At 44.5% G+C, this 26,269-nt stretch carries 24 protein-coding genes; 16 read left to right on the plus strand and 8 right to left on the minus strand.

The window, feature by feature from the left end; all coding sequences use genetic code 11:
* Window positions 1–194: 194 nt before the first annotated feature.
* The 6 genes from L4D09_RS02980 to L4D09_RS03005 all read right to left on the minus strand — a co-directional run bounded on the left by L4D09_RS02980 (window position 195) and on the right by L4D09_RS03005 (window position 5,594).
* Complete coding sequence (locus L4D09_RS02980; RefSeq protein WP_428456004.1) at window positions 195–953, minus strand: outer membrane protein OmpK; 759 nt, start codon at window positions 951–953, stop codon at window positions 195–197.
* 368 nt (window positions 954–1,321) lie between these two features.
* A complete protein-coding gene (locus L4D09_RS02985; protein ID WP_428456005.1) occupies window positions 1,322–2,677 on the minus strand; it encodes an AmpG family muropeptide MFS transporter in 1,356 nt (451 codons plus the stop codon).
* A gap of 174 nt (window positions 2,678–2,851) precedes the next feature.
* Window positions 2,852–3,214, minus strand: a complete 363-nt coding sequence (locus L4D09_RS02990; protein ID WP_428456006.1) for a hypothetical protein — start codon at window positions 3,212–3,214, stop codon at window positions 2,852–2,854.
* A gap of 49 nt (window positions 3,215–3,263) precedes the next feature.
* Window positions 3,264–3,818 (minus strand): peptidylprolyl isomerase, encoded by a 555-nt coding sequence (locus L4D09_RS02995; protein ID WP_428456007.1) that lies wholly within the window; start codon window positions 3,816–3,818, stop codon window positions 3,264–3,266.
* Window positions 3,818–4,387: a YajG family lipoprotein gene (locus L4D09_RS03000; protein WP_428456138.1), complete on the minus strand. Its 570-nt coding sequence runs from the start codon at window positions 4,385–4,387 to the stop codon at window positions 3,818–3,820. The genes L4D09_RS02995 and L4D09_RS03000 overlap by 1 nt, the downstream gene beginning before the upstream one ends.
* Before the next feature lie 76 nt (window positions 4,388–4,463).
* Window positions 4,464–5,594 (minus strand): methyltransferase, encoded by a 1,131-nt coding sequence (locus tag L4D09_RS03005; RefSeq protein ID WP_428456008.1) that lies wholly within the window; start codon window positions 5,592–5,594, stop codon window positions 4,464–4,466.
* 259 nt (window positions 5,595–5,853) lie between these two features.
* Between L4D09_RS03005 and bolA the strand changes: the two genes are divergently transcribed.
* From bolA to dinB, 10 genes are all read left to right on the plus strand, one after another.
* On the plus strand, window positions 5,854–6,171 hold the full coding sequence (bolA, locus tag L4D09_RS03010; protein WP_428456009.1) for a transcriptional regulator BolA: 318 nt from the start codon (window positions 5,854–5,856) through the stop codon (window positions 6,169–6,171).
* Window positions 6,172–6,844: 673 nt separating this feature from the next.
* Window positions 6,845–8,185: a Na(+)-translocating NADH-quinone reductase subunit A gene (locus L4D09_RS03015; RefSeq protein WP_428456010.1), complete on the plus strand. Its 1,341-nt coding sequence runs from the start codon at window positions 6,845–6,847 to the stop codon at window positions 8,183–8,185.
* Between the two features lie 3 nt (window positions 8,186–8,188).
* A complete protein-coding gene (locus L4D09_RS03020) occupies window positions 8,189–9,433 on the plus strand; it encodes an NADH:ubiquinone reductase (Na(+)-transporting) subunit B (RefSeq protein ID WP_428456011.1) in 1,245 nt (414 codons plus the stop codon).
* Window positions 9,423–10,217 (plus strand): Na(+)-translocating NADH-quinone reductase subunit C, encoded by a 795-nt coding sequence (locus L4D09_RS03025; RefSeq protein WP_428456012.1) that lies wholly within the window; start codon window positions 9,423–9,425, stop codon window positions 10,215–10,217. The genes L4D09_RS03020 and L4D09_RS03025 overlap by 11 nt, the downstream gene beginning before the upstream one ends.
* Window positions 10,210–10,842: an NADH:ubiquinone reductase (Na(+)-transporting) subunit D gene (locus L4D09_RS03030; protein WP_428456013.1), complete on the plus strand. Its 633-nt coding sequence runs from the start codon at window positions 10,210–10,212 to the stop codon at window positions 10,840–10,842. Before L4D09_RS03025 ends, L4D09_RS03030 begins: the two co-directional genes overlap by 8 nt.
* Window positions 10,843–10,849: 7 nt before the next feature.
* On the plus strand, window positions 10,850–11,446 hold the full coding sequence (gene nqrE / locus L4D09_RS03035; RefSeq protein ID WP_428456014.1) for an NADH:ubiquinone reductase (Na(+)-transporting) subunit E: 597 nt from the start codon (window positions 10,850–10,852) through the stop codon (window positions 11,444–11,446).
* 24 nt (window positions 11,447–11,470) lie between these two features.
* Window positions 11,471–12,694 (plus strand): NADH:ubiquinone reductase (Na(+)-transporting) subunit F, encoded by a 1,224-nt coding sequence (gene nqrF / locus L4D09_RS03040; protein ID WP_428456015.1) that lies wholly within the window; start codon window positions 11,471–11,473, stop codon window positions 12,692–12,694.
* Window positions 12,695–12,866: 172 nt separating this feature from the next.
* A complete protein-coding gene (locus tag L4D09_RS03045) occupies window positions 12,867–13,859 on the plus strand; it encodes an FAD:protein FMN transferase (RefSeq protein ID WP_428456139.1) in 993 nt (330 codons plus the stop codon).
* A gap of 9 nt (window positions 13,860–13,868) precedes the next feature.
* On the plus strand, window positions 13,869–14,090 hold the full coding sequence (gene nqrM / locus L4D09_RS03050; RefSeq protein WP_428456016.1) for a (Na+)-NQR maturation NqrM: 222 nt from the start codon (window positions 13,869–13,871) through the stop codon (window positions 14,088–14,090).
* Window positions 14,091–14,260: 170 nt separating this feature from the next.
* The gene (dinB, locus tag L4D09_RS03055) at window positions 14,261–15,352 is read left to right on the plus strand and encodes a DNA polymerase IV (RefSeq protein WP_428456017.1); all 1,092 of its coding nucleotides are present in this window, start codon (window positions 14,261–14,263) and stop codon (window positions 15,350–15,352) included.
* A gap of 71 nt (window positions 15,353–15,423) precedes the next feature.
* Here the strand turns inward: dinB and L4D09_RS03060 are convergent, their stop codons facing one another.
* A complete protein-coding gene (locus L4D09_RS03060; RefSeq protein WP_428456018.1) occupies window positions 15,424–16,884 on the minus strand; it encodes an aminoacyl-histidine dipeptidase in 1,461 nt (486 codons plus the stop codon).
* Window positions 16,885–17,016: 132 nt separating this feature from the next.
* Window positions 17,017–18,660, minus strand: a complete 1,644-nt coding sequence (locus L4D09_RS03065) for a methyl-accepting chemotaxis protein (protein WP_428456019.1) — start codon at window positions 18,658–18,660, stop codon at window positions 17,017–17,019.
* Between the two features lie 1,056 nt (window positions 18,661–19,716).
* On the opposite strand from L4D09_RS03065, the gene L4D09_RS03070 reads away from it, so the two are divergent.
* The 6 genes from L4D09_RS03070 (at window position 19,717) to L4D09_RS03095 (ending at window position 26,200) form a co-directional block, all read left to right on the plus strand.
* On the plus strand, window positions 19,717–21,006 hold the full coding sequence (locus L4D09_RS03070) for an NCS2 family permease (RefSeq protein WP_428456020.1): 1,290 nt from the start codon (window positions 19,717–19,719) through the stop codon (window positions 21,004–21,006).
* 53 nt (window positions 21,007–21,059) lie between these two features.
* Entirely contained in the window at window positions 21,060–21,518 is a 459-nt protein-coding gene (gene gpt, locus L4D09_RS03075) for a xanthine phosphoribosyltransferase (RefSeq protein WP_428456021.1), read from the plus strand.
* A 252-nt stretch (window positions 21,519–21,770) separates the two neighbouring features.
* Complete coding sequence (frsA, locus tag L4D09_RS03080; RefSeq protein WP_428456022.1) at window positions 21,771–23,030, plus strand: esterase FrsA; 1,260 nt, start codon at window positions 21,771–21,773, stop codon at window positions 23,028–23,030.
* A 160-nt stretch (window positions 23,031–23,190) separates the two neighbouring features.
* Complete coding sequence (gene crl, locus L4D09_RS03085) at window positions 23,191–23,595, plus strand: sigma factor-binding protein Crl (RefSeq protein WP_428456023.1); 405 nt, start codon at window positions 23,191–23,193, stop codon at window positions 23,593–23,595.
* A 115-nt stretch (window positions 23,596–23,710) separates the two neighbouring features.
* A complete protein-coding gene (proB, locus tag L4D09_RS03090; protein WP_428456024.1) occupies window positions 23,711–24,910 on the plus strand; it encodes a glutamate 5-kinase in 1,200 nt (399 codons plus the stop codon).
* Window positions 24,911–24,943: 33 nt separating this feature from the next.
* Window positions 24,944–26,200: a glutamate-5-semialdehyde dehydrogenase gene (locus tag L4D09_RS03095; protein WP_428456025.1), complete on the plus strand. Its 1,257-nt coding sequence runs from the start codon at window positions 24,944–24,946 to the stop codon at window positions 26,198–26,200.
* The last annotated feature ends 69 nt before the right edge of the window (window positions 26,201–26,269 follow it).

The raw sequence follows: 26,269 nt of genomic DNA on the forward strand, positions 1-26,269 counted from the left end.
CACGGTCTTAAAGACTGGGCAAGGTTCTTGCGTATAAAAAATGAGAAGGGGTAAAAAAGTGTGGAAAATGAATAATAAAGCGCATTTGTCTCGAAGGTAATTATTATCTTACTTTTGAGAGTCGAGCAGAAATAGGCTAAGTCAAAAACAAAAAAAGCACCCGAAGGTGCTTTTTTTATTTGGAATCAAAGCTATTAAAGGTGAGCACCGATACGGAAGATTACAGCATCACCGTAACCATCTACACCAAGCTTATTGGCAAAGTAACGATATTGGACACCTGTGTAAATCGTATCTGTAATGTCATACCAAAGGCCAACTGCACCGTTTAGGCCAGTAGAACCATTTTGCATTTCTTTGTATTCGTCGTTACGAGCGAATTCAATTTCGTTCCAGTTAGAAACCATAAATGGCTGACCAGCGATTTCGAAGTTGTAGCCAGCGCTCCAACCAAACATACCACCGTTTAGACCAGCAGCTTCAGAGTTACCTGTAGTTAGGTCATGAACACCAATCCAAGGCTTGAACCAACCGTTTTCGTTTGCAAGGCCTGTGTAACCAAAACCAAGAACACGGTTTTGTTCAGAGAAATCAACACCAGCACCGCTTTCAGAGTAATCGTAAACTTGACCGTATGCTGTAAAGTCACCTACAAGTTTGTAGTGCATAGAGAATTTAGCTGCTTGGCTACGTTCGCTTGAACCTTTGTTTAGTTTTTCGTATTCGTAGAAACCGTAGATTTCACCCCATGTAAATCCCGCACCACCTTCAGCACCTAGTGTGATGTGGTCATCACGACCATCGCTAACATCAACGCCGTTGTAACCTTGAGTACCATTCGTCCAAGAAAGGTAATCAACATATACGTTACCGAAACCGTATAGGTATTCAGCTTGTGCTGGAACTGCTGCTGCTGCTGCAAGTACGCTTAGTGCTACTAGTGATTTACGCATGGGGGTAAACTCTCGCTAATTATGTTTATAAACCGGACTTTTTTATGGGGTCCGTGTCTTGTTGGCGGAGATTCTATTGCTTTATGTCACCTTTGTGAATGTAACGTTTGCGCAAACCTTTGCTAAATGTGATCTTGATCGCCTGTAATCGATTGCAGGTTCGGGTTTTAGTGATCTTGATCGAATTTTATTGGTGTTATTTTGTGGATTTTCTGAACTAAGTGTGAGCAGCCTTATCTAAGGCAGGAATTTTTATTGGAGAGAAGCATAAAAAGGACGTAAAAGAAAAAAGAAGCATGCCTAATCAACAGGAATGCTTCTTTAATTTATTTTGTCGTATATGCGCACCTAAATGCTGTGATTTAGATTCAATGTGGATTGTGTTTATTGACAATATAGATCAAGCCTAAAACAGGAAGGCCAATTAACGCCGTGGTGAAAAAGAAGACATTATATCCATATAGATCGACATATAAGCCTGAGAAGCCGGCGATGAATTTAGGGAACAACAACATAATGGAGCTGAACAACGCATACTGTGTGGCAGAGAAAGCAACATTGGTTAGGCTCGACATATAAGTAATGAAAGCGGCTGTTGCGATACCAGCACTTAGATTATCTAATGAGATGACCAGTGTTAGCATTGGTAGGCTGTTACCTACATGAGTAAATACCATAAAGGCCATATTGGTCACTGCGGCTAAAATTGCACCAAGCGCTAGTGTCTTCATGGTGGAATATTTACTTACTAATATACCGCCGATCCCAGCACCCACCAGTGTCATTATTACGCCATAGATTTTTGATACCGATGCCACTTCGGTTTTACTAAATCCCATATCGACATAGAATGCATTTGCCATGACTCCCATTACGACGTCTGAAATTCGATAGCAGCTAATCAAGGCTAGAATAATGAGTGCTTGTTTTCCATAACGGTCGAAAAAGTCTTTAAAGGGCATAACTGCGGCGGTGTAGAACCAAGCCGTGAGGCGAGCAACTTTAGGGTTAGCGCCTTTGTCGAGGAGTTGTTGTCGGTATTGCTGTTCAATATTGTCCATTTGCGAGTTGTCGATTTCTGGCTCATGGATGCAGAGGGCGGTAATTAATCCAACCAGCATAAAGCTTGCCATGATTAAGTAAGCGTATTTCCAACCCGTTGGGTCGTACTCCGTATCTGAACCGAACCAGGCTGCAAAGGCGAGAGCACCGGCGCCAGCCATGATCATTGCGAGTCGATAACCGGTCATATAAGCCGCAGCTAATGCCGCTTGCAACCGTTCTGATGCCATTTCGATACGATAAGCATCAATCACGATATCTTGTGAGGCCGATGAAAAAGCGACAATGACAGCAAAGATAGCTAACTGAATTAAATCAACTTGCGGGTTACTAATCGCCATACCATATAACGAGGCGATAATGAGCAGCTGTGAGAACACCATCCAACCACGACGGCGGCCCAGTAATGACGATAAAATAGGCACCGGAAAGCGGTCAATTAACGGTGACCATACCCATTTGAAACCATAGGCCAGTGCCACCCAGCTGAAAAATCCGATATCGGTACGGCTGACTTCTGCTTCGCGTAACCAGAACGATAAGGTACCAAAAACCAATAATAGTGGTAAGCCAGAAGAAAAACCTAGCGCCAACAAAATTAGGACTTTTTTTTCTAGGTAGACTCGCCAGCCTAATTGATTGTCAACGATTGGTTGCTCCATGCTTTCCTCTATTTACTTATAACAGACTTGCCAATTATAAGGCTAAGCTACTGGGTTCTTAAGTAAAAATACAGTCAAATATGTTGAAACAGCACACCCACAAGATATTGCGGCAAGGATAGGCAATAAAGGCGGTAATGAAAATGATTTTAATCGGTTGTGAGAGGAAGACTTTTAAGGTCGAATACCCTGCATTTTATCTTGGTGCTCGCCGACTCCCAAGAGGTATTGTGCGGTTGAGGTGACTTTAAGTTGCATGAAATTATTACCCAGTAACTCGTGCTCTTCCAGAGATTCGAGTAAATGGATGAGGTACCAATAGGCCGACTCATAATCACTGATTGGAGTGCCAGAGGGGACAGACAGCCTCCACCAGTCATGCAGGTGCTCAGTCACGGTCACTTTCATTGATTCATAATAGACATCGCCATTAACAGTACCTAAGGCACTGAGCGCGATGGCCGGCGCGTAATCAGCAATATGTTGGCTGATTTGTTCAGAAGGGATCTCAGGATGAGATGAAACGAGCGTAAGCATAATTGTCACCTGATCATAAACAGATAATCAGGTGACAATCTATCTATGCCTAGTTTTTGATAATTTTAATATCTGTAATAACTATAGGCTGCTGAGGTACATCTTTCATACCCATAGACCGTATGGTTGTAGTGGGAATTTCCGTCATTTTTTCAATAACTGAGAAGCCTTTCACAATTTTACCAAACACGGCATAACCCGGCTGGCTGCCTTTCGCATCTAAAAAACTGTTATTTTGGTAATTGATGTAAAACTGACGAGTTGCAGAGTCAGGTGCTTGTGTACGTGCCATAGCAACTGTCGCACGTGCGTTGCTGATACCATTCATTGATTCATTTTTAATGGGTTCATAGCTTGAGCGTCGTTTCATATCTTGATCAAAACCGCCACCTTGAGCCATGAAACCTGGGATCACACGGTGAAAAATGGTGTCAACATAGCTACCATCTTCAATGTAACGAAGAAAGTTCTGGCTGGAAATAGGGGCGTTTGCTTCATCCAGTTCTATGGTGAAATCCCCAAGGCTGGTTGTAACCAGTACTTGTGTTGCCGCGCTCACTGGAAGGGCAAAACACAACATTAGCGCAATCAGAAAACGAGGCATTATAGGTTCTCCTGCATGTAAGCATTAAGCTCTGGGTCTGCGTAAATATCTTTTAATACCGCAGTGATTAAATTGTTCATCGCGAGCTCCATATCTTTAACTGAGGCACTCATTGCGCCATTGCGTTCAGACTTACCCGAGTAGCGTTTTACAAACTTACCTTTTGGCGATTCAACAACCAGCTGTAGCTGAATCTTGCTGTTTAAATCATGGCTCATCACACTATGTTTAACGTTAACCATGGCTTCTAAAATATCAAGGCGAAGTGTGCCATTGCTCTTTTCTGTTACGCTATAGCCCTGTGCGCTTAGTTGGCGAGATAGAGCTTCTTCCAGTGTAACGCGAAGGTTTTGCGTTGCATGCAATGGCTGAACACTTTGGCGCCCACTGTCGACAACTGCAATAAACTGCGCCGTACGTAGGTCACGGCTATCGATTGAAATTGCTTGACCATTGGCTATTGGCTGGGCAGCAATAACGGGCTCTGGGGTAATGGTCAGCTGTGGCTCTGACGGTGTTGAGCAGGCGGTAAGGGCGAGAACCGACGCCGCAACAAGAAGCTTTTTCATCATGACTTTATCCTTAAATAAAAGGGCTGCTGTATCAGCAGCCTGAGAGTTCGAAAATTATTGTTTATTTACCCGATTATTTATTCGCTTGGTAAACAACAAATTTATTATTTTTAGCAATAGTAGTTACGTTGCCGAATAAGCGCTTCAGGTTGTCATCATAGCCGAGGTGACGGTTTCCAATGATAATTAGCTGACCTTTAGGTCGAAGAACGCGCTTAGCATCACAAAACATCTGCCATGCAATGTGTCCAGTAATCGCATTTTGCTGATGAAATGGTGGGTTACACAACACAAGATCGGCACTATTCGCAGGAAAATCATCTAAGCAATTATTTACCTTCGCGTTGAATTGATCGGTTGTTGATAAATTTTGCTCTGCGTTGAGCTGGCATGACGCGACAGCCATGTAGCTTTCGTCAACACAGGTTACATTGGCTTGTGGGTTAAGGCGTGCCGCTTTAATTCCAATAACGCCATTACCGCAACCCAGATCAATAATATCGCGATACTTGGCGTTGCTTGGAATATTATCTAGCAGTAGACGGGCACCAATATCTAGGTTGTCACTAGAGAACACATTAGGATAGTTAGCAATCGTCATGTCGTGTTCAGGCACATCCCACTGTTGTGGGGCGGGCAAAGGTGTAGACAACGCGTTATTTGGTTGGCAGAAGACTAAGCGAGCCTTTTTAACCGCCAATGACGTTTTGGTTTCGCCAAGGTGTTTTTCGAACAGTTTTAAGGTTGAGCTGTGAATGGCTTTTGCCTTATCCGCTGCAATCACTGTGCAATCGGTTGGTAGTAGTTGGCAGAGTTGCTGCAGTTGCCATACCAACAGGCGATTATTTTTCGGCAACTTCATCAAAACGAGCTGTGGTTGCTCCGGCAAATCGGTAAGCGCATCTATGATGTTGATTGGCGGCAAGTGATTGTCGGTTAGGTTAGCAATAATACCTTGCTTAGCGATGAAGGAATCAGTGACAGTTGTGACTTTACCATCATTGGCAAACCAGCAGCTTAACGCCCCAAAATTGTCATTAAAAATCAAAATTGGACGTTGAGGATCAAGGCTGATGTCTAGCTCTTGGACATAGTTAATGATGTATTCATCTGCGGCATCCCATGCTTGCAGGGGATCGTTCTGACGCACAGGGTAGCGTTGAAGCTGTAGTGTACGTTCATGCAAGGTTAGCTCTGGTTTCATTGATGGTTACTTTACGGTATGTTTACTCTTTGATGGTTATTTTCGCAGAACGAGCCATCGCTGCAAACTTATTTTATGTCTTACCTGCTATAGCCTTGCTGTACCATATCCACTTCACCGTCTTTTATTGTGAAATGAAGGTCTAAATCATGATGATTTAAGGTGTACGCTATTGCTTGGAAGCGACACTATCATGCGAGTGTGGGATAAGACTGTTGGGTATTACTGCGTAGAATAAATCGTATAAGAAGGTAAAGTTATGATTATTAAAGAACGTATACAAGAAAAGTTACAACACGCGTTCTCACCCTTACACTTGGAAGTGATTAATGAAAGTTATATGCATGCAGTGCCTGACGGTTCAGAAAGCCACTTCAAAGTTATTATCGTGAGTGAGCAATTTGAAGGTGTCCGTTTGATTGGTCGCCATCGAGCGGTAAATGGTGTACTTGCGGATGAGTTAGCAAACCATATCCATGCGCTGGCTATGCACACTTATACTGAAAGTGAATGGCAAAACCTTAATGATGGGGCGCCATCGTCACCGGCATGTCGTGGTGGCTCAAAGCTGAGCTAATCCATTCAGTATGAAATAAAAAACCGCACACGGGGCGGTTTTTTTATGCACGAAGTTTGAAATACCCTGCATCATTAGTTGTGGTGATTGCGTAGAATAGTCCCCTTGCTGGCTGAAGGGGCGCAGATAACAGCTATACTGGAGACTGCATATTTGGCAGCGACGTATACAAGCGCAGCGTTAAACTGAATGCAAGGCTAAAAAATGAATGATTTGGTTCAATTATTGTGTAACACCGAAGATCAGGTGGTACAAAGTCTTTAACATTGAACCAAAAACGAAATATACAAAAGTAGGGGGCATATTGCCCCTTTGTTGTGAGTGTTTTCTATATGTTGTGGGCTTATTAACTTGTTGGTGCAAGTGCAAAAAACATGATAAATCGTGTGACTTTGTACATTTGTGCGTTAGCTCAAAATAATAAGCATATAAACATATTGCGTTTAAAATGTTAGCCGATTTTTAGTCCGATTAGCATGGTTTGGCATAGTAAATTCCATCGAAATAATGCTAGAATCCCGACCTCAATTTTACTCGAAACAAAATATGTTGCGAGTAGATGAATAGGATGTTGCGGTGCTGGTCGCGGATCGAACTGGCTTCGGACGAAGGAAAGTCGTGTCTAATTGCGCAATAGAAAATTTTTTTTCCCGTTAATGTAGTGCAAGTGCGTATGATTACAATAAAAAAGGGTCTGGATATCCCAATTTCAGGGACTCCTACCCAGGCGATAAATGATGGTAAAACCATCACACGTGTCGCCTTGCTTGGCGAAGAATATGTTGGTATGCGTCCTACAATGCATACCCGCGTAGGGGATGTAGTGAAAAAAGGTCAGGTTCTTTTTGAAGATAAAAAGAACCCAGGCGTTAAGTTCACTGCTCCAGCCAGCGGCAAGGTTGCAGAAGTAAACCGTGGTGCGAAGCGTGTTTTACAATCGGTAGTGATCGATGTAGAAGGCGATGAGCAAGTAACATTCAACAGCTATGAAGCAAACCAAATCGCTCAACTTGAGCGTGCGGTAATTGTTGATCAGCTTGTTGAGTCTGGTATGTGGACAGCGCTTCGTACGCGTCCATTTAGCAAGGTGCCTGCCATCGATGCTGAAACTCAGGCTATCTTTGTTACTGCGATCGACACTAATCCTCTAGCAGCAAACCCAGAAGTTGTTATTAACGAGCAGAACGATGCTTTCGTTGCTGGCTTGACACTATTGTCTCGCCTAACAAGCGGCAAAGTATTGGTATGTAAGTCTGGTGCTAGCCTTCCTCGTTCTAACGAATCTAATGTTGAAGAACACGTATTTAATGGTCCGCATCCAGCTGGCCTAGTGGGTACGCATATTCATACATTGTTCGGTGCGAGCATTGAAAATGTGGCTTGGCATATCAACTATCAGGACGTTATCGCTTTCGGTAAGTTGTTCCTGACTGGTGAAATCTTTACAGATCGTGTGGTATCTCTGGCTGGGCCGGTTGTTAACAACCCTCGTCTAGTGCGTACTCAGATCGGTGCATCTATCGAGCAAATTGCTGATTCAGAAATGATGCCAGGCGAGCTACGTGTGCTTTCTGGTTCAGTATTGAACGGTATTCATGCCGCTGGTCCTCATGCTTTCCTAGGCCGTTACCACTTACAGGTAACTGGACTACGTGAAGGTCGTGAGAAAGAGTTCCTAGGCTGGATCGTACCAGGTAAAAACAAGTTCTCTGTTACTCGTTCTTTCCTTAGCCAGTTCTTCCCTGGTCAGTTGTTTAATATGACGACTACGACGAACGGTTCTGAGCGTTCAATGGTGCCAATCGGTAACTACGAGCGAGTAATGCCGCTTGATATCGAACCAACACTGTTAATGCGTGACCTGTGTGCAGGTGATGTTGATAGTGCTCAGCAGCTAGGTGCACTAGAACTAGATGAAGAAGATCTAGCGCTATGTACATTTGTATGCCCTGGTAAGTATGAATTTGGTCCTATGCTACGTGAGTGCCTGGACACAATTGAGAAGGAAGGGTAATTCATGAGTCTCAAGAATTTACTCGAGCAAGTTGAACACCACTTTGAGCCAGGTGGTAAACACGAGAAGTGGTTTGCGCTTTACGAAGCGTTCGCAACTCTTATGTACACACCAGGCCAAGTAACACGTTCAAGTGCACACGTTCGTGATAGCGTTGACTTGAAGCGCATCATGATCATGGTGTGGTTTGCCGTTTTCCCAGCAATGTTCTGGGGTATGTACAACACTGGTCACCAAGCAATTACTGCGCTTAACCACATGTATGTGGGTGAGCAATTGGTAGCTATCATTGCAGGTGACTGGCATTACTGGCTAACAGAAATGTTAGGTGGCACTTTGTCGGCGGATGCTGGCTGGGGTAGCAAAATGCTACTCGGTGCGACATTCTTCCTACCTATCTACGCAGTTGTTTTCGCGGTAGGTGGTTTCTGGGAAGTACTTTTCTGTATGGTGCGTAAGCACGAAGTTAACGAAGGTTTCTTTGTTACTTCGATTCTTTTCGCATTGATCGTACCGCCAACACTACCACTTTGGCAGGCAGCACTAGGTATTACCTTTGGTGTTGTTGTAGCAAAAGAGATCTTTGGTGGTACTGGTCGTAACTTCCTTAACCCTGCATTGGCAGGTCGTGCGTTCTTGTTCTTCGCATACCCAGCTCAGATCTCTGGTGATCTAGTATGGACTGCGGCAGACGGTTTCTCAGGCGCAACGGCTCTAAGTCAGTGGGCTATCGGTGGTCAGTCTGGCGTTATCAACGTTGTAACTGGCGAAGCTGTTAGCTGGATGGATGCCTTCATTGGTCGTATCCCTGGTTCTATTGGTGAAGTTTCAACGCTTGCTATCCTTCTTGGTGGTGCAATGATTGTGTACATGGGCATTGCTTCATGGCGCATCATCGCAGGTACTTTGATTGGTATGATCGCGACAGCGACGCTATTCAACATCATTGGTTCTGACACTAATGCACTGTTCAGCATGCCTTGGCACTGGCACCTAGTTCTAGGTGGTTTTGCATTCGGTATGATGTTCATGGCAACCGATCCTGTGTCTGCTTCATTTACCAACAAAGGTAAGTGGTGGTACGGCGCGCTAATCGGTGCAATGGCTGTTATGGTTCGTGTAGTTAACCCTGCATACCCAGAAGGTATGATGCTAGCAATCCTATTTGCTAACTTATTCGCACCTCTATTTGACAACCTAGTGGTTCAGGGCAATATCAAACGGAGACTAGCTCGTCATGTCAAGTAATAACGATAGCATTAAAAAAACGCTGATTGTTGTTATCGCACTGAGCCTAGTGTGCTCTATCGTGGTATCGGCTGCAGCTGTTGCTCTGCGTCCATTACAGCAAAAAAATGCAGTAGAGGATGTACAGCGTAATATCCTTTCTGTTGCTGGTATTCTTGATGGCGTAAGCAACATTCAAGAAGCTTATGGTGAGTTCATTGAACCTAAATTGCTTGATCTTACGACGGGCGAGTTCATTGAAACCACAGAAGCAGGCGAAACAGCTGCACAATATAACCAGCGTAACGCATCGAAAGATCCAAGCCAGTCAATCCGTTTGGATGCAGGTGATGATCTGGCGAAAATTATTCGTCGTGCAAATGTTGCAACGGTTTATTTAGTGAAAGATGCTGATAACAATGTCGAAAAATTAATCCTACCTGTTCACGGTGGCGGTTTATGGTCGACAATGTATGCATTCATTGCTGTTGAAACTGATGGTAATACATTAGCTGGTATTACTTACTACGAGCAAGGTGAAACACCTGGACTTGGTGGTGAGATTGAGAACCCGAACTGGCGCGCTCAGTTTGTTGGTAAGCAACTGTTTGATGAAAACAACAAGCCAGCAATTCGTGTTGTTAAAGGTGGAGCACCAGAAGGTGATATCCATGGCGTAGACGGTTTGTCTGGCGCAACCTTGACAGCGAATGGTGTTCAGCACACCTTCGACTTCTGGTTGGGTGACATGGGCTTTGGTCCATTCCTAACTAAAGTTCGTGAAGGAGGCCTAAACAATGGCTGATACTAAAGAAATGAAGAAGATTCTGTTTGCGCCGTTTATCGATAACAACCCGATTGCGCTTCAGATTCTTGGTGTATGTTCTGCGCTTGCAGTAACCACCAAACTAGAAACAGCATTCGTAATGACCCTTGCGGTAACATTCGTATGTGCGTTCTCTAACTTGTTCGTATCTATGATCCGTAACCACATTCCAAACAGCGTTCGTATCATCGTTCAGATGGCTATTATCGCATCATTGGTAATCGTGGTTGACCAGGTACTGAAAGCATTTGTTTACGATATTTCTAAGCAGCTTTCTGTATTCGTTGGTTTGATCATTACTAACTGTATTGTTATGGGTCGAGCAGAAGCATACGCAATGAAGTCTGCACCACTTCCATCACTTGTTGATGGTATTGGTAACGGTTTAGGTTACGGTTTCGTACTTATCACAGTTGCTTTCTTCCGTGAGCTATTTGGTTCAGGCAAACTATTCGGTGTGGAAATTCTGCCGCTAGTGTCTGACGGTGGTTGGTACCAGCCAAACGGTATGATGATCCTAGCACCATCAGCGTTCTTCCTGATTGGTTTCATGATCTGGGCTATCCGTATTATCCGTCCAGAACAAATCGAAGCGAAGGAGTAAGGGGAACATGGAACATTATCTAAGCCTTTTGGTTCGTTCGATCTTTATCGAGAACTTGGCACTGTCGTTCTTCCTAGGTATGTGTACATTCCTAGCGGTATCGAAAAAAGTGAAAACTTCTTTCGGTCTGGGTGTAGCAGTTATCGTTGTACTAACGATTGCTGTACCGGTGAACAACCTTATCTATAACCTGTTACTGAAAGATGGCGCTATTGTTGCGGGTGTTGACCTTAGCTTCCTGAACTTCATCACGTTCATTGGTGTTATCGCGGCACTGGTACAGATCCTGGAAATGGTTCTGGACCGCTTCTTCCCGCCGCTATATAACGCACTAGGTATTTTCCTACCGCTGATCACAGTTAACTGTGCAATCTTCGGTGGTGTATCTTTCATGGTGCAGCGTGATTATAACTTTGCTGAATCTGTAGTATATGGTCTTGGTTCTGGTATCGGTTGGATGCTAGCAATCGTTGCTCTTGCGGGTATCCGCGAGAAGATGAAATACTCAGATGTACCTCCTGGTCTTCGTGGCCTAGGTATCACATTCATCACCGTTGGCCTTATGGCGTTGGGCTTCATGTCCTTCTCCGGCGTTCAGCTGTAATCAGGATAATAAGGAATAAAATCAATGGATATTATTCTTGGCGTAGTCATGTTCACCTTGATTATCCTGGCTCTAGTTTTAGTGATCCTTTTCGCTAAATCTAAGCTGGTACCATCAGGCGACATTACTATTTCAGTAAATGGCGATCCGGAAAAAGCGATTACATCCGCTGCCGGTAACAAACTGCTAAATGCTCTTTCAGCTAGCGGTATCTTTGTATCATCTGCTTGTGGTGGCGGTGGCTCTTGTGGTCAGTGTCGCGTTAAAGTGAAGTCTGGCGGTGGCGATATCCTTCCGACTGAACTTGACCACATCACAAAAGGTGAAGCTCGTGAAGGCGAACGTCTAGCGTGTCAGGTTAATGTTAAATCTGATATGGACATCGAGCTTCCAGAAGAGATCTTTGGTGTTAAGAAGTGGGAATGTGAAGTTCTTTCGAATGATAACGAAGCAACCTTTATCAAAGAGTTGGTTCTTAAAATCCCTGATGGCGAGGAAGTACCTTTCCGTGCGGGTGGTTACATTCAGATTGAAGCTGAACCTCATCACATCAAATACTCTGATTTCGATGTACCGGAAGAATACCGTGAAGACTGGGACAAGTTTAACCTGTTCCGTTACGAGTCTATCGTAAAAGAGCATTCAATCCGTGCTTACTCTATGGCGTCATACCCAGAAGAGAAAGGCCTGATTAAGCTTAACGTACGTATTGCAACTCCGCCGCCAAACAACCCTGATGTACCACCTGGCATTATGTCATCGTACATCTGGTCGCTTAAGGCTGGTGACACGTGTACTATCTCTGGTCCATTCGGTGAGTTCTTCGCGAAAGAAACTGACAACGAAATGGTATTCATCGGTGGTGGTGCTGGTATGGCACCAATGCGTTCTCACATCTTCGACCAGCTTCTACGCCTGAAATCTAAGCGTAAGATGACTTACTGGTACGGTGCTCGCTCTAAGCGTGAAATGTTCTACATTGAAGATTTCGATACGCTAGCGGCAGATAACGAGAACTTTGAATGGCATGTTGCACTGTCTGATCCTCTTGCTGAGGATAACTGGGACGGTTATACAGGCTTCATCCACAACGTGATCTACGAGAACTACTTGAAAGATCATGATGCGCCTGAAGATTGTGAATACTACATGTGTGGTCCACCAATGATGAACGCTGCTGTTATCGGCATGCTGAAAGACCTTGGTGTTGAAGATGAAAACATCCTTCTGGATGACTTCGGTGGCTAATTAGCTGCGACCTAGAAAAATTGGCTGACCCTTAGGGTCAGCCTTTTTTCGTAGTAACGATGTAATAAATCTATTTTCTTTGTGGTTATAGTTCTCTAGTTTTAGAGAGGCCATAAACAGTCTTTCATTTTGGGAGTGGTTAATGAAGACGTTTCTAAACAAAGCACTATTGATGCTTGTTTTGGCTTTTACCCTGTCGGCCTGTAGTGATCAACGTGAATTAGTCCAGCTTGATGGCTCTACGATGGGGACTTATTACTCTATTAAGTTGATTAAGCAGGAAGGCTTACCTGAAGCAAGCGATATGCAAGCCGAAATTGATCGTCGACTAGAGTTAGTGAACGATCAGATGTCGACTTACCGTAAGCATTCCGAGCTCAGTCAATTTAACCAGCAACGTACGCTAGAGCCATTTGAAGTTTCAGCTGATACGGCGACTGTGGTAAAAGAGGCTATTCGTTTGGCAAACTTAACCGATGGCGCGTTAGATGTAACCGTTGGTCCAATTGTGAATTTGTGGAGCTTTGGCCCTGAAGCACGTCCGGAAAAAACGCCAACAGATTTAGAGTTATCAGAGCGCCGTGCTATTGTGGGTATTGACCATCTAAGCGTTGAAGGAAATATGCTAACCAAAGATATTCCTGAGCTTTATGTTGATTTATCATCAATCGCAAAAGGCTTTGGTGTTGACGTTATCGCTGACTATTTTGATGACTTAGGGGCTGATGACTATCTTATTGAAATTGGTGGTGAATTAAGCCTTAAAGGTAATAACCTTGAAGGTGTGCCATGGCGTATTGCCATCGAGAAACCCACTGAAGATGGTCGTCGTGCTATTCAAGAAGTGATTGAACCGGGTGACATGGCTGTGGCAACATCGGGTGACTATCGTAATTACTTTGAAGAAGATGGTGTGCGTTATTCGCATCTAATCGATCCTATTAGTGGTACCCCTATTTCGAATCATGTGGTATCAGTAACAGTATTACATCCATCGAGCATGACGGCAGATGCCCTAGCAACGGCCTTCTCGGTGATGGGTGAAGAAAAGTCGATAGCATTGGCCGAGCAAGAAAACTTACCAGTCTTGCTAGTAGTGAAAACTGAGCAAGGGTATAAAGAGTTTATCTCTGATGCCTTTGCACCTTACTTGCAAAAGAAATAGAGAACTATCATGGCGATATATTTAACAACGTTTGCTGTATTTTTGTTGGTCATTGCTGCAATGGCTGTTGGTTATATTTTCCAGCGTAAAACAGTAAGTGGTAGCTGTGGTGGTCTTGATGGCATCGGTATTGTCAAAGAGTGCGATTGCCCTGAACCTTGTGATGCACGTAAGAAACGTGAAGCACGCGCTGCTCGCCAAGAAGAGTGGAAGAAAAATCAGATTATTTAATCTTTAACGCTTTCACGTTCTACCTCTAAAGCCCGACCCTGCTCGGGCTTTTTGTTACCTGTTTCTATATGTCGCGTTTCAATCAACTCTTTCGTCATAATGGCGCTTCACACAGCGCGTTGCTATATCTATAATAGATACTGTATAAAAAAACAGTTAGTTTGGGTTATATGCAGCAGCCATCGATATCACAGCACAATGCCATATCGCGTAAAATCATCCATGTTGATATGGATTGCTTTTATGCGGCGGTTGAAATGCGTGATAACCCCGCGCTAAAAGATATCCCGATTGCGATAGGGGGACGCTCTGAACAGCGAGGTGTGATCAGTACCTGTAATTACCTTGCGCGTAAATACGGTGTTCGTTCAGCGATGCCAACGGGCAAAGCAATGGCACTGTGTCCGCATTTGACGTTAGTGTCGGGAAGAATGGCAGTCTATAAAGAGGTCTCGACACACATTAGAGAAATCTTTCAGCGGTATACCGATAAGATTGAGCCACTTTCGCTAGATGAAGCCTATTTGGACGTTACTGACTGTACGCTGCTGCATGGCTCTGCGACGTTAATAGCAGAAGATATTCGCCGTACAATTAAAGACGAACTCGACTTAACCGCCTCTGCAGGGATCGCCCCTGTGAAGTTTATTGCGAAAGTGGCATCCGATTTAAACAAACCGGATGGCCAGTATGTCGTGACCCCTGATCAAGTACCAGCTTTTGTCGCTGACCTACAATTAGAAAAAATACCTGGCGTTGGCAAAGTCACCATTCAAAAATTGCACGATAGAGGGCTGTATGTTGGGCGTGATGTCCAACATTATGATCGCCATTTGTTATTGCAAGAGTTTGGTAAGTTTGGTCAGTCACTTTGGTCACGCGCACACGGTATTGATACCCGAGAAGTCGTGGTAGAGCGAACAAGAAAGTCGGTTGGTGTTGAGCGAACGTTTTCTAAAAACATTCGTAGTTATGATGAATGTTGGGCGGTGATTGAGCGTTTGTATCCTGAGCTTGAAAAACGTTTAAAGCAAGTTCGTCCAGGACTCAACATTGCAAAGCAAGGAGTTAAGGTCAAATTTGCGGATTTCCAGCAAACCACAGTTGAGCATACGCAGGCGGTTTTAGATAAGAATCAGTTTATGGGGCTATTAACGGAAGCTCTAACGCGGCAAAAGAGTCGCGAAATAAGGCTGATTGGTATCAGTGTTGGTTTAGAAGTCGGAATCAAGGCGCAGCAACTGTCGTTTGAGGGCTTTTAAGAACCGATATTTACGAACTAAAAAAGCAGGCCGAGGCCTGCTTTTGTCGTTTCCAAAGGTAGCTTATGAGCTTATGCCTTAACTGGAATATTTTTCAAGATCGCAACCATCTGCTCCCAGAATAGGGCAACGGTTTCGATTTGTACTTTCTCGTCAGGCGAGTGTGGAAACTTAATCGTAGGGCCGAAAGAGATCATATCCATATTTGGATAAGGTTTCTTGAACAGGCCACACTCAAGACCCGCGTGGATCACCATGATGTTTGGTACGCGGCCATAGATGCTTTCGTAGGTTTCGCGGAATAGTTGCATCACTTCAGAGTCAGCATCTGGTTTCCAGCCTGGGTAAGTACCAGAGAACTCACAGGTTGCACCAGCAAGCGATGCCACAGCTTTAAGCATACCTTCAACATTGCTGCGACCTGAATCGATCAATGAACGGATCAAGCACAGTACGGTGATCTTATCTGCTTCGGTCGTGATCACGCCAACGTTCAGTGATGTTTCAACAACACCTTCAATGTCGTCACTCATACGAATGACACCGTTAGGGCAAGCGTTCAGCATGCTTGTGAAGCGTTGTTGGTCTGCTGTCGAAATAACATCAGCAGGTACATCAACAGCTTCAGTAAATAGGTTAATGTCGGTTTCTACGCGGCCTAGCTCAGCAACTAAGAGTTCCTGATAGTAAGCGAATAGCTCATTAAGCTTATCAATATTTGCAGCGGGTAGGGCAACCACAGCGTTAGCTTCACGTGGAATTGCATTACGAAGGCTACCGCCAGTCAGAGATGTTAGGCGTAAGCCTAGCTCTTCTGCATGAGCAAAGAGGAAGCGACCAAGGATTTTGTTGGCATTACCGCGGCCGGTGTGAATATCACAGCCAGAGTGACCACCTTTAAGACCTTTAACTACCAGCTTAACCGCTTGGTAACCAGCAGGTGTTTCTTCACGGTTGATTGTCAGCGATAGTGCGCCGTCAACACCACCAGCACAGCCCATGTAGACTTCGCCTTCTTGCTCTGAATCGGTGTTAAGGAGGATATCACCTTCTAACCAACCTTGCTCTAGGCCAAATGCGCCAGTCATACCTGCTTCTTCATCAATGGTCAGCAGGACTTCTAGTGGACCGTGTTCAATATCTTTCGATGCCAGTACAGCCAAACAAGCAGCCATACCCATACCGTTGTCGGCACCAAGGGTCGTACCTTTCGCCGTTACCCACTCACCATCGATGAATGGTTGGATAGGATCTACTGTGAAGTCGTGGTCAGTGTCTTCGTTCTTCTGTGGCACCATATCAATGTGTGCTTGAAGTACAACACCTTTACGATCTTCCATACCCGGAGTGGCTGGTTTTTTAATAAATACATTACCAACACTATCACGACGTACATCAAGACCTTCGTTTTTAGCGAAGGTAATAATGTGTTGAGCCAATTGCTCTTCGTGCTTAGAAGGGTGTGGGATTGAGCAGATTTGATCGAAGAATTGCCACACAGGTTGTGGTGACAGTTGACTGATTTCAGACACAGCAGTCTCCTTTATAAACTTTTGGTCTTTGGTGATTTTGTAGTGGAAAATTTAACTTATCGTTAATGATTCCAGCATTATTGTCTATCACGGTTAACCTAAAGAATACCACTGTGTCTGAAACTGTAACAGTTAAATCTTAAAGTGCCCGACGTGATTTGCGAGGTTGCGACCATTGGCTAGCAGTTGTTCGCTTGCACTGGCAATATGATCACCTTGCTGTACTGTTTTTTGGCTATGTTCGGTGAGTTGATTGAGGTTGATGTTAATCTCCTCTGCTGCCGAGCTTTGCTGATCGCTTGAATCGGCAATATGCTGATTGAGGATCTTTATTTCACTAATGTGCTCGCCAATTTCAGATAATGTTTGTGCGACATGGTTGGCATGTTCTGCGGTACTGGCCGATTGCTCACGGGTTTGGGTAAGTGCATTACTGACGGAGTTAGCTCTGGATTGCAGGTTACTGATGATTTCTTCTATTTCATTGGTGCTTGTTTGAGTACGTGTTGCCAATGTGCGTACTTCGTCTGCAACAACAGCAAATCCTCGTCCTTGCTCACCAGCCCTTGCTGCCTCAATAGCGGCGTTTAATGCTAGTAGGTTGGTTTGTTCGGCAATACTGCGAATAACATCCAATACCGAGCCTATTGCGAGTGAGTCTTTTTCCAAGTGGTGAGCACTGTCATTGGTTTCGTCGAGTAATGATAGTAGGGCATGCATTTCATTGGAAGAATTGGTGACAATCGCGATACTACTGTCACTGTGACGGTGAGCTGTTATGGCTGAGTCAGCAGCTTGTTGAGCTGATTTTGCAATGTCTTGGTTATTGGTATGTAGTTGGTGCATGGCAGCAGCGACACTATCAATACCATGATGAGATGCCTTGGCACTGTGGGCTGTTTCGCTGGCGACAGAGTTCAGCTGAGTGGCGGCTGCACTGATTTGCTCACTGACAGGGGCGATATCATTGAGCATCTTTCCAAGGTGGTTGGCAAAACGATTATAAGCATGCGCCAGTTGGGTTAACTCGTCATTGCCATTACTTGGCAGACGCTTGGTGAGATCGCCATCCCCTTCAGCGATGTCTTGCATAGCTTTTAGCGTTTCGCGGCAAGGAACGGTAATTGAACGGCCAATAGACCATGCTAGCACAAACGTAATGCTCAATGTTCCAAGCAATATCCATCCTAATTGTTTTATTTCGCCCCAAAAGAGGGCTTTTACATCATCAATGTAAATACCAGAGCCAATGATCCAGCCCCAAGCGGTAAACCCTTTTACATAAGATATCTTTTCAATTGGCTGAGTGTGTCCTGGTTTTTCCCAGTAATAATCAATAAACCCACTACCTTGTTGCCGAACGAGATTGGTCATCTCAACAAAAAGGGGGGTGCCATGCGGGTCGGTAAAGTTGGCTAAGCTCGTGCCGTTAAGCGAGGGCTTGAAAGGGTGCATGATCATGTTCGGTGTTAGATCATGAATCCAGAAGTAGTCTTCTTGCTCGTAGCGTAACTGTGAGAGCGCTGTTTTTACTTGGTGTTGAGCTGCTTCACGTGAGAGTACACCTTGTTGCTCTTGTTGGTGATAGTAGTCAACCAATGAATGAACTGTCTCGACGAGATGGCGGGTTTTAACCCTTTTTTGCTCCATTAGGTTTTGTTGGTAATTGCTGGCAAACAATAGCAGTGGTAGCAATGTTAAAAGGGTAATTGTGATACCAAGTAGATATAGCCGCTTACTGATAGAAATGGCTCTGAGTGTATGAAATCGCTCCATGCTAGTACTTCATCCTTTATTATCATTATCCATTTTGTTCCTGTGCAATAGGATATGTTGCATATGCATAGTGAATCAAGAGGCATAGGGTTACACTTTAGTCTTGTCTTATATAAAGATGGCTTAATGCGAAAGTGTAACTAATTTACATTTTTGGTGGTGTGGTAGCTTTTTATGGCTAAAAGTGTGACGCAGTTAAAATAATTATTGAAAGTTTACAACCATTCGGTTATAGTTTCTTCAACTTCTGATTGAAGAATGAACGACACAGCAAACCGCTCTAGGATGAGCCCGATATATCGCCTCCAAGGAACCGAGATTAAGTCAAGCCATGATGGCTGAGCACAACGTTGATGTGTTATGACAACTTAATAATTAAGGTGATAAAAATGAAAGTATTTAAATCTGTAACAAGTTTTTGGAACACACGCGCTGTTTACACTAGCAATTTCCATTATCCAAGCTCGTTCGGCTACTAATTTTGTATTTTGCTCGACGCTTTATTGAGTCGAGCAGGGTATAGCAACAGTATTGTTCACCCCCTTATTTGAGAATTTTTATAACCCCCTTTGGGTTATAGTGACATTCTTAACGCCGCTTCCATTTGAAGTGGCGTTTTTTTATCTGCTTGATCTTAAAATTCAAATTCACTCTTACCTAATTCTTATCCTTTTCGGTGTATTCCATTACATTCTGTTCGAGTGGCTAAATTCAATATTAACTTAGTGCATATTAAACGATTGCGTGGCAGTAAAAAATATTATTAGGTTAAAAAATAACCATGATAATGAGATGTTAATTCATTGATTTTGAATAACTTATTATTTAGTGAACGATGCATTGGTTGGTTTTTTATCCGGTTGTAATAATGTACTAGTGATAATTGCGTTATTTGCTGGAAATCGGTGGGTAACATGCCTATAATCGCCTCCAAAAATAGGGCGCAAACGTTTTCTATTTTACTTTTTACGAACCTTGTTGAGTGTGACTGCAGAGTATTCACTGAAACAGGGTTTGATTTAACTGTTGGTTAAGATCTCCAAGGAATCGAGAGCAATGCTTGAGAAATTATTCAAACTGAAAGAGCACGGTACGGATGTTCGTACAGAGCTGTTGGCTGGTTTAACGACCTTTCTAACCATGGCATATATCATCTTCGTTAACCCGACAATGTTGTCGGCAACAGGGATGGATGCGGGTGCAGTATTTGTTGCAACGTGTTTAGCGGCAGTTGTTGGCTGTTTCATCATGGGTTTTGTGGCTAACTACCCAGTTGCCCAAGCGCCAGGTATGGGCTTGAATGCATTCTTCACCTATGGCGTTGTACTCGGTATGGGGCATACGTGGCAGGTAGCACTGGCTGCGGTATTCCTTTCGGGCTTATGCTTTATTCTATTAAGCATCCTTCGCGTGCGAGAGTGGATCATCAATGCGATACCACTGTCACTTCGCACCGGCATTTCTGCGGGTATCGGCTTATTCCTTGCATTCATTGGCTTACAGAGTTCTGGCATTGTTGTCGCAAACCCTGCCACATTGGTTCAAGTGGGGGATTTCACAAGCTTCCCTGCGGCAATGGCTGCGTTGGGCTTTTTCCTAACTATTGCGCTGGTTCACCGTGGTTATAAAGCGGCAGTATTGATTGCAATTTTAGCGGTAACCGTGCTTGGCATCCTGTTTGGTGACATCCAATATGGCGGTATCGTGTCTATGCCACCAAGTATTGCGCCGACATTTATGCAAATGGACTTCTCAGGTGCACTTGAAGTTGGCTTAATCTCAGTTGTTTTTGCTTTCTTGTTTGTCGATTTGTTCGACACCGCAGGTACCTTGGTCGGTGTTGCGAATAAAGCCAACCTAATGGACAAAGACGGTAAGCTTCCACGTCTTAACCGCGCACTGCTTGCTGACAGTACTGCAACATCAGTGGGTGCAGTATTGGGCACATCGAACACGACATCATTTGTTGAAAGTGTTTCAGGTGTCGCTGTCGGTGGTCGAACAGGATTAACTGCAGTTACTGTTGGCGTATTGTTCCTGCTTGCTTTATTCTTTGCACCTCTTGCAGGTATGGTTCCAGCATATGCAACCGCTGGTGCTTTGTTTTATGTTGCTATCTTGATGATGTCAGGATTGGTCAGCATAGATTGGCGCGACCTAACAGAAGCAGCACCAGTAGTTGTAGTTTGCCTACTGATGCCGTTAACATATTCTATTGCTGAAGGCATTGGCCTTGGCTTTATTACCTATGCTGCTGTCAAAGTAATGAGCGGCAAGGGAAGAGATGTTAATATTAGCGTTTGGGTTATTTCAGCCCTATTTATTGCTAAAATTATTTTCCTATAACAGTTTATAAATACATCCAGCGGCTATATCGCTGACTCAGAGGTTCATCGGATATGAGTAATAAGTTCATCATCACTTGGGACAACATGCAAATGTATACCCGCCAGCTAGCAGAAAAACTTCTTCCTGCCGATCAATGGAAAGGTATTATTGCCGTTAGCCGTGGTGGTTTAGTTCCATCTGCAATCTTGGCTCGTGAACTTGGTATTCGTTATGTTGATACGGTTTGTATCTCAAGCTACGACCACGATCATCAGCGCGAAATGCAAGTTTTAAAGAAAGTAGACGGTGACGGTGAAGGTTTCATTGTAATCGATGATCTAGTCGATACTGGCGGTACTGCTGAGTTGATTCGCCAGATGTACCCGAAGGCAAAATTCGTGACAGTATGTGCTAAACCTGCTGGTAAGCATCTTGTTGACGACTACGTTGTCGATATTGCTCAAGATACTTGGATTGAGCAGCCTTGGGATATGGCGATTACATACGTTGATCCAATTGCGAAGAAGTAATTCTAGCAACTACGGTCACTGAAAAAAAAGGAGCATTAGGCTCCTTTTTTTTGTCTGCGATTTGACTCTTTGATTGAGATATCTCAAGAGCACCCTATTGAGTGGTATACTTTTGATATTCAACCCAAGATACTATCGTTTATGTATTTTGGCGATCAATGTACAGATGCCTTTTTAGTGTCGCAACATCGCTATGTAATGTGCTTCACTCGTTTATAAATCTGTCCATGTTATTAATCAGTGGAGCTTACCGTGTCTGACACCTCTAAACAGAATCTATCTGAAAAGCTGTTTGCCCCAAGGCAGACCTCAAAAGAAACCTCAAGCTTGGTTAAGCTAGCGAATATCGTCGATAAGCCTGTCCATAATGCGCTTGATGGGGATAGCGAAACGGGTTGGTATCGTGTCTTACGCCGGCCTCAATGGGCATGGCAGGGGATTGATCCGATAGAAATGGAAGCCATTTTTTCGCGAATGGCGCACTCCGATGCAGCTCGCACCCGTGATGACTTGCTTGATACCGTTATTGGCTATAAACCAGGAAACTGGGTATATGAATGGTGTTCTTCTGGCGCTGCTTATCAAAAGGTGGGGCGCGCTTTATTGGAATCGGGTGATAAAGCCAAAGCGGCAGAGAGCCTACTAAAAGCCAGTATGTATTATAGTATTGCCGCTTACCCGCACATTAAAGGTGATGATCTGGCAGCTCAAGCTGAACTTCAAGCCAACCAGACTTACCGCGAAGCAATGGAAGGTATGCCGCATCAAATGCGCACTATTGATGTGAAATACGAAAACAAAACCTTTCAAGCTTTTATTCACTTACCTCGTACTGATAAATTATTACCCACCGTTATTGTGAGCGGTGGATTAGATACGCTGCAATCTGATTTATGGCGTTTGTATCATGATTACCTCGGCCCTGCAGGATTTGCCATGATCACGCTGGATATGCCATCGGTTGGGCATAGTGCCCCATGGTCTTTAAATGAAGATACCAGCCGTTTGCATCAAGCCTTGTTACAACAGGTAAAAGACGTGCCTTGGGTTGATCATAATCGTGTTGCGATGTTGGGGTTCCGTTTTGGCGGTAATGCCGCGATTCGATTAGGTTTTCTTGAGCCGTCACGGTTGAAAACCTGCATCAGTGTTGGTGGTGTCGTCAATAGCTTACTTACCGAGCCCAAGCGGCTTGATGCGTTACCCCGCATGTACCTTGATATGATCGCTTCTCGAATGGGTAAGCACGGGGTATCTAAAGCCAGCTTAATGTCTCATTTGCCGGCATGGTCGTTGAAACTACAAGGATTACTGGGCAGGCGTAAGGTCGATGTTCCAATGTTGGGTATCTGCCTAAAAGGCGATCCGGTTAGTACTGAGATGGATAACCAATTAATTGCAATGTCGAGTCGAGGTGGTAAAGCGCTGATCTTGCCAGAAAAGCCACTTCATGATGGTTATCACCGTTCGATGGAAGCAGTAGTGGATTGGTTGAAAGAAAAGCTGGCATAGCGTTTCCAACCTGCTAATAACGAGAATTGAGATGGCAAATGTAAATAAATTGTTGCCATGGCAGCGATTTATAGCTTAAATGGTACTTACGCGTAAAGTAGGTGCCAGCATTTTGCCAGCATGTTTGCTTCACAGTTATTGCTAGGGATGGAGATATACTATGACAACGCCAACAACTTTTCCTCCTCATGGCCGCCTCATGACAAAACTGACGGCCATTGGTCCATATTTGCGTCAGCAGCATTCGTCTGAAGGCCATTTCTTTTTTGACTGCCTCTCTAGTTGCATTAGTGCTAAAAAAGCACCAGAAGAGCGTGAATTCTGGGGCTGGTGGCTAGAACTTGACGCAACAGAGACTGGGTTTGAATACCAATACTACTTTGGCCGCTTTGATGCTAAAGGAGAATGGAAAAAAGAAGCGGTACCTGCTAAACATGTTCAAGCTGTACAGCAAACGCTTGATGACTTTTACCCTAAATTGACGGGTCTATTGGAAAAAGAGTTTGAATTGACACTAAGTGCATCTAAAACACTTAAGGAAGCAGTACTGGGAAGTGCGGCTTAAGTGGGTTTAGAATAAACTTATGATGAAAAATGCGCCTTAAAGGCGCATTTTTCTTGTGATTTTATAAGTGTATTGATACAACAATGCTCTACTTCTTATTTATTGTTTGATCCCAATGGCAGATACCAACTCCCTAAATGTACAAACGACAGGCTTGGCAGCAGATAACGCTCAATCAGAGCAACGCAGTCAAGCGGTCAAGCAATCCTCCCCTGATCAACAAACGATTGTTGTGAAGCTCGGCACCAGCGTTTTAACGGGTGGCACACTTCAACTTGATCGCGCACACATGGTTGAGCTTGTAAGGCAGTGCGCCTTGCTTCGCCGTCAGGGGCATAAAGTGATTATTGTAACGTCAGGCGCAATTGCCGCCGGACGTGAACATTTAGGTTACCCCGAACTGCCCAAAAACATGGCAAGTAAACAACTGTTGGCTGCTGTGGGTCAAAGCCGATTGATCCAAGAATGGGAAAGCCTATTCGGCATCTATAATCTGCATGTTGGACAAATGCTGCTAACTCGCGCAGATTTGGATGATCGTGAGCGCTACCTTAATGCGCGCGATATGATTGTTGCGCTGCTTGATAATGGCATTATTCCCGTTGTAAATGAAAACGATGCTGTGGCAACCACAGAAATTAAAGTGGGCGACAACGACAATTTGTCTGCGCTAGTTGGCATTTTAGCGAGCGCTGATAAACTGCTTTTACTGACCGATCAACCCGGCTTATTTACTGCCGATCCGCGTAATAACCCAGATGCCGAGCTTATTCGTGAGGTTCATACTATTGATGAAACCTTACGTAAATTAGCTGGCGGTAGTGCCGGTGGTTTAGGCACGGGGGGGATGGCAACCAAATTACAAGCTGCAGATGTTGCTCGCCGTGCAGGGATTGAAGTCATTATTGCGGCGGGTAGCCGTACCGATGTGATTGCTGATCTGGTTAAAGGTGAGTCTGTTGGTACACGTTTCTTGCCGTTAGAGTCGCCGTTAGAAAGCCGTAAGCGTTGGATTTTAGCCGGGCCCCCACCAGCGGGTGATATTGTGATTGATGATGGTGCCGCAATGGCTGTTCAGCAGCGGGGCAGTAGTTTGCTGTCAAAAGGGATTGCTCGTGTAGACGGTGATTTTGAGCGTGGTGAAGTGGCTCGTATCTTTAATGCGAAAGGCGAGCTACTAGCACGTGGGATCAGCCGTTATTCTAGTTATGATCTGGCTAAAATTGCCGGTAAACATAGTCAAGATATCCATCAGGTGTTGGGTTATGAGTATGGTCCAGTCGCTGTGCACCGCGACGATCTTGTTGTGATTTAAACGTGATAATCAATCGAATTAAAGGAATAGAAAATGAATCTTGAACTGATGGGCCAGCAGGCGCAACAGGCCGCGTTTGAATTGGCAACCGCAGCAACGAAACAGAAAAATCAAGCATTGGCGATTATCGCCGATGAGCTAGAAGCGAACCAAGACACGATTCTTGCTGCAAACGCAAAAGATATTGCAGCCGCTCGCGAATCAGGCATGACTGATGCGTTGATTGATCGCTTATTGCTTAATGCCGAGCGTTTAAGTGGTATTGCTAACGATGTACGTAACGTGATCAGCTTGAATGATCCAGTTGGTGCAGAGCTAGATAGTAAAGTATTAGAAAACGGGATGCGCTTAAGCCGACGCCGTGTACCGTTAGGTGTTGTTGGGGTGATTTACGAAGCTCGACCAAACGTCACCATTGATATCGCAGCACTGTGCTTGAAAACGGGCAACGCAAGTATTCTGCGTGGTGGGCGTGAGACCTTCCATTCAAACATGGAATTGGTAAAAGTGATCCAAGTGGCACTGGAGAAAGCAGGGTTACCAGCAGCATCAGTACAATATATCGAAAAGCCGGATCGCGACTTGGTTTCTCAGTTACTGAAAATGGATCAGTATGTTGATATGATCATCCCGCGCGGTGGTGCTGGTTTACATAAAATGTGTAAAGAGAACAGTACTATTCCAGTGATCATCGGTGGTTTTGGTATCAGCCATGTGTATGTCGATGCTTCAGCAGATCTTTCACGTTCGCTTGATGTGGTAGAAAATGCCAAAGTGCAGCGACCTTCGGCTTGTAATGCACTTGATACTTTACTCGTGGATGAACCAGTTGCTGAAGCATTCCTTGCTCGCCTTGCAGAACGAATGAATAGCAGTAAGGTTGACTTAGTTGCCGATGATGCGGCGTACGCCTTGCTTGAAGGTAAAGCAGCAAGCCTGCGTAAAGCAGTCGATGGTGATTTTGATACCGAATGGCTAAGCTACACCCTAGGCATCAAAGTCGTTAGTGGAGTCGAAGACGCCGTTGCTCATATGCGTAAGCATAATGCTAGCCACTCAGATGCTATCATGACCGATAACCTGCAAGCTGCCGAGCGTTTTGTTAACGCAGCAGGCTCAGCTGCTGTATATGTTAACGCGTCAACGCGTTTTACTGATGGTGCGCAGTTTGGGTTAGGGGCTGAAGTTGCGGTATCAACCCAAAAGCTACATGCACGCGGACCTATGGGCTTGGAAGAGCTGACGAGTTATAAGTGGGTGGGTATCGCAGACTATCTCTCACGTTCTTGATAGCTATTTCTTTGCTCGCGTAAACTCTGGCTTAGAACTAACCATTAAGAAAACGGGAACCTCGAGTTC

Origin of the sequence: Photobacterium makurazakiensis (genome assembly GCF_050336715.1) — a bacterium.
GTDB classification, from domain to species: domain Bacteria; phylum Pseudomonadota; class Gammaproteobacteria; order Enterobacterales; family Vibrionaceae; genus Photobacterium; species Photobacterium makurazakiensis.